The sequence below is a fragment of the Protofrankia sp. Cj3 genome, from assembly GCF_917627355.1.
Taxonomy (GTDB): domain Bacteria; phylum Actinomycetota; class Actinomycetes; order Frankiales; family Frankiaceae; genus Protofrankia.
In genome coordinates this window covers 15,929-20,460 of record NZ_CAKJTR010000088.1, presented here as the reverse complement: position 1 = coordinate 20,460, position 4,532 = coordinate 15,929, and the positions used below count along the sequence as shown (strand labels likewise).

The 4,532-nt window shown below is 64.9% G+C and carries 3 protein-coding genes; all 3 read right to left on the bottom strand.

All coding sequences use genetic code 11. From position 1 onward, the window contains the following. Window positions 1-2,303: lantibiotic dehydratase family protein (locus MJ783_RS13560; protein ID WP_239310794.1), on the bottom strand; the 2,303-nt coding region annotated here is incomplete at its 3' end. A gap of 151 nt (window positions 2,304-2,454) precedes the next feature. After that, complete coding sequence (locus tag MJ783_RS13555) at window positions 2,455-2,664, bottom strand: FxLD family lanthipeptide (protein ID WP_239310792.1); 210 nt, start codon at window positions 2,662-2,664, stop codon at window positions 2,455-2,457. 70 nt (window positions 2,665-2,734) lie between these two features. Continuing rightward, entirely contained in the window at window positions 2,735-3,961 is a 1,227-nt protein-coding gene (fxlM, locus tag MJ783_RS13550) for a methyltransferase, FxLD system (RefSeq protein ID WP_255724412.1), read from the bottom strand. Window positions 3,962-4,532: the final 571 nt, after the last annotated feature.

Sequence of the window (4,532 nt, the reverse complement as noted above, 5' to 3'; positions counted from 1 at the left end):
TTCAGCAGGTGCGGCATATGACGGACGATGATGCTGTCCTGGGAGGCGGGTCTGGCGTAGAGCTTGATCGAGAACCGCGAGCCGCAGCAGGGAAGATCTCCTTCATCGCGGCCGACGAGGTGTGTTTCCCGTGCTCGGGGCGTCGTCGGCGGCGGTGGGGCGGCAGCGACTAGGGGGATGACGATTTCGTGAGCGTGCCCATCGGTCCAACCCGCTGCTTCGGGTTCGGGGGCGGCGCGCAGCAGGACGGTGCCGGCGCGGTCAAGCTGGGAGCGCAGCAGCACTCGGTGGGCCGGCTCAGACAGGTCTAGGCCGATGCGTTGGTCACCTTCGCCAAGGTAGACGGCTGCTGGGAGTGCTATCAGCTCCCGCCACCTGGCCAGTGCGCGATCCCACTCCTGCCAGCCGGCCGGAGCGGGGGGTAGATCGGCAGCCTCGAGGAGCCACCGCGCCGGGGAGAGGATCGTGCGCCCATACCGCAGCGCCGGCAGGAAGGGCAGCCTGGCTGCGGCGCCCCAGTCGAAGGGGGTGCAGGGAACACTCAGCGCGCCCGTGGCTTCGGCAAGGAACCGCACCAGCGGTTGCGCGCGGCGAACTGGCTCCACAGCGTTGAGCACCACCGGTTCCACCAGTTGGCGCCGGGATAGGGAGAGCAGGTAGATCCCGTGCACGTCCGCTGTGACCGCGATGTCGTCGAGCGTGATCCGGTTCTCGCTCTCAACGCCCCGGCCGTCGTGGTACTCGCCTAGTGAGAGCAGATGTCCCGTCACGTGCGGGGCCCGTGCCACGGTGTCGGTGACCGGGTATCGCGTGGGTGCCGAGATCTGGACGACGAGCGCGCCATGGTTCACGGTGGGAAGGCTCGCGTAGAGCGCGGACATGCGTCGACGATCCGCGTCGTCGAACAAGTCCAGGAAACGCCCGGTCGTTGTGCCGGCTGTCCGCGACACCCCAACCACCGCAAGGGTGAACTCCCCCCGGTCTACTGAAGATGCGCTTGCCGCGTGGATGCGCACGGTGAGTTCGGTGGTGGGCTGGATGCGGGCGGACCGGTCGATGACCGTTAATTCGTTGATCATTATTTCGTCCAGCAACACTTCCCGCTCTCGGCGCAGCGCGGCTCTCTGCGCCACCGCCAGCAGTTTCACGTCCCGATTGGTCAGCGCGGCGCCCGCGGGAGCATTGACTCCAACGTAACCGGCCGGATACCCTAGCCCGATCTCCGCGTCGACCACGTCGAGTACGGGGACTAAGGCATGTGGGCCGTACCGTTCGAGGAAACGACCATGCCAGGCATCCCAACCGGGGCTAAGCGTGGAGCGTCGAGCCAAGCGCACCAAGACGCCCGCTGCCGTCGCCGCCTCGTTTACCACGGAGTGAGGCACGGCCAGATCCCAGTCCATCCGTAGGTCTACCCCGAGCGCCAGCTCCGCTGTTGGGTGGATGTCCGCCATCGCTTCGATAAGACGCGCGCGATGTGTGCTCGCACTGGCCCAGCTGGGCGCGCCGTCATGCGTCCGCAGCCTTTCGACGATCTCTTCCAAACGGAGGGTGATCTTGGCAGGCTCGGTTTCCACCATTGTTTGCAGAACACGTATCAAATGATCAAGAGGGTTGGTTGCCGTCATCGCGGGACGCAGCTCTGTGAGCAGGAGGCGCTGCGCTACCAGATCCGCAATGAGTGCATCGACGATGCCGGCCGGGACAAGCGGGGAATCGGCTCTTAGCCTGACGGTGAGATCCCCGAGCCGGATCGGGCGGCTCGCCATGCTCATCGCGGCCCTAACCGGTTCTGTCGCGCGCACCTGGACGTGCATCGGCGGACCAGCCTCGTCGCCGCTCGGGCGGTGCTCCAACGCGAGATAGCCATCACGCTCGAACACGAGGTTGTTGGCCATCGCTTTCAGGTGCGGCCAGATTGCCGGGTCGGCTTCCAAACGCTCGATCAGCGCCGTAAGCCATACGGCGTCGACCCGGGCAACAGCGCGGTGCCCCGCGCCTATACGCGCCGACGTACGGTCGGCGACTCGAGCTGGTGCAACGCCCGCGAACAGGCCGAATGGCGTGGCGCGCCCCGACGCGCGAAGCAGGTAGCGCATCACGGAGAGCACCGCGCGGCCCGCATCGGGTTCGGACACCTGTCGTCCATCACAGATGTCGCGAACACGACGGGCTAGGACCGGGCTGGCTTGTTCAAGCGCCATCGTGAAGGCGGGATTTTGCATCGTGCGTCGCAACCATGGACGCATAGAGCCTGGCGTGTCCGTCTGTTCCACCAGGTCGGGCCATTGCCCGCTGGCCACATCCACTAGCCGGCCGACGGAAGCGCGCACCACCAGGGAATCGAGATGCTGATACACCGGCCACTCCCGATGGTGGGGCGGCGTCCGTCCAGGTGGGGTGCGCCCGGACGGACGCCGCGTACTTCAGCCGTCGAGGCGCGGGTGGCACCCGCTACGGGCAGGTGGTCGTACAGGCCGACTCGCACGTCTTGCCGCAGCCGTCGTCGGTCATCCGGATGAGCCGGTCAGCGGCCGGCCCGGACTCGACGATTGAGATGTCCAGGTCCCATTCTGTGAAGTCCTCCTCTTGACCCGCTCCCTCTTGACCCGGTCCCGCTTGCGGGACTCCAGCCGGTACTGGATCGTCGAACTGGATGGACATGCAGACCCTCCTTCGTGGTGGTGTTGCGTTTTCCGGACTCCCGGCGACATTCGACCGGGAGTCCGGAAGTCTATGGCCAGGTCACTTCAACAGCGCCGTGCCGTTTCGGGATGAGACCCACGAACTGTGCAGGCATGTCAGATTCCTTCGGGAAGTATTGGATGCGCGCGGCGCTGCGGCGCCGGTGGTCTCGCGCCCACCGGCGAAGTAGCTCGATATATTGCTCGGCCACGCCCTCGGCATCGGGACCGTGGGCGAATACGCCACTCTCGAATCCGCCAGTTTTCTCATTCGCACGCTTTGTGCGGTAGGCGAAGCTACCGTTGTCTATCAGGGTGGGTACGCCTCTAGCTGTTGAGGGAGCGAACTGGCCACTCTTGACGAGTTTATCATCCACATGCAGCATTGCGGCCTGCGACACGTTGGTGACGAGGAAAAGCTCCAGTTCATCAGGCAGGTCGAAAGGAGCTCCCGACCAACGTTCCAGCCGTGGAGAGTCCAGTGCCTGCCGCAGTGCCTCTACGTCGTAATCCCACAACCCGTCGTCGACACGCAGCGCGGCATCGTCGGTCAACGGAACCACTTGCTCGCGGCGCGAGCCAACGCCCTGCATGGGAACAAAGCCGCACAGACGATAGCCACGGCTGATCAGGCTCGCCTTTCCGTCCGTGCTGATCCGGTCGAATGCGATAGAACGCGTCAGCCCTCTGATCCGTAGCGGCACGACGATTCTGCCACGATCGGACAGCTGATCCAGCCATGCGGGTGGGAGGTCGTAGGCCCCAGCTGTGACGATGATCCGATCATAGGGGGATCTCTCGGCTACACCGGCCTCAGCGTCAGCCACCACCACCTCAACATGGCCATAACCCGCCTTATCGAGGCAGGCGCGCGCCCGTACAACAATTTCTTGATCGATATCGACCGAAGTAACCGACCCACGATCGCCGACAAGTTCCTGGATCAGGGCGGCGTTGTAGCCGCCCGAACCGACCTCCAGAATCCGCATGCCGGGCTCGATTTCGGCCTGCTCCAACATGACCGCCTGAATATGGGTGGCCGACAGGGAGCTAATCGCCCTTCCGTTTTGGTCACGTTTGATCACCAGTGCTTTGTTGGCGGCGTACGCCGCCTCCAGCGACTCCCCGGGGGCGAACAGGTGTCGGGGTACCGTCGCGACGGAGGCGGCCACAGCCTCCGTCGCGATCCCGTTGTCCGATGCGCGGAGTTCATCTACCATGGCGGCCCGCAGCCTGGCCGCAGTTTCGTCGATGCTTGAATCTCGGACTGGAATCATGCGGGGAACCTTAGTAAGTTGGAAGTGGTGGTCAGGGGCCAGTCGTTCTCTCCGCTAGAGATCCAGAAACTGTAGGCCAAACAGGGAATCCTCTGGAGACCAGCGCTACTCCATCTTGCGCAGATCGGGCGGTGGATTCCTAGCGCAGGGTGTGGCGACGTGTGGCCGCGCGCGTGACGGCAATGTGCTCGCCGTCGAGCGGGTGCGGGGTCCGGCGGTGTGGGTCACCAGGACTCGGGACCGGAACGCCTCAGTGCGCCTGTCACGAGCGATACGCGCCACCCCTCATCTTCGCGTAGTTGGTATGAACTCCCCCGGCTGGCTGAGGTGCGTTCCGGTCCGCTGAGAGAAGGATGCCATCCCTGCACCTTCGGTGCAATGCACTTCCAGCAGAAACGCTCTGCCTGGCAGTGTGTTTGCACGCCCATCGCTGTGGGCCGCACGCCGCGGATTATTGAGCGCGGCGGCGAAGCCAAGCCCCGCTGACCATCGCGGCCGGCAGGCAGCCGGTCGGCCAGCCACGCCGCGATGCTTTCGACAAGCCCATCGTGCTGGGGGTTCTCACACACGC